The organism is Vibrio sp. 10N.222.46.A1, assembly GCF_041473595.1.
Classification (GTDB): domain Bacteria; phylum Pseudomonadota; class Gammaproteobacteria; order Enterobacterales; family Vibrionaceae; genus Vibrio; species Vibrio tasmaniensis_A.
Genome location: NZ_JBFRSN010001756.1, coordinates 1 through 377 on the forward strand (window position 1 = coordinate 1; position 377 = coordinate 377).

The following is a 377-nucleotide window of genomic DNA, read 5'->3' on the forward strand; positions in this document are numbered from 1 at the left end:
TCTATATCCAGCGTGATATTAATAACACCATCATTTTTTGTTCCTTCATTTTCTTTGGCAGGAACAACTTTATAATTCCCATAACTATTTTTTAGGAAATAATCTTGAACACTTTGTTGGTTTTCACCAAATATCGTCGACTGAAAATCATTTTCAATCTGTTCGTCTAAAAAACTGACCTGTATTACCAATAAGGCCTGCTCAGTGATCCTTTTTTTCGAAGGACTGTTTAGGTGTGAGCGTTGAGTATTCATTGGGGTAAATCTTTTGTGGTTCGCAGCGGGTGAGTCAAAAGATTCATTGATATGTATTGGATCAATCTTTAGGTTTTTTATGTTTGATTCAACGGGTATTTCAGTATCACTCGAAGCCAACAC

Annotated in this window: 1 pseudogene; it reads right to left on the minus strand. The window is 35.3% G+C overall.

The window, feature by feature from the left end:
* Positions 1–377 (minus strand): annotated as a pseudogene (locus AB4496_RS29185) (hypothetical protein); the annotation flags it as partial.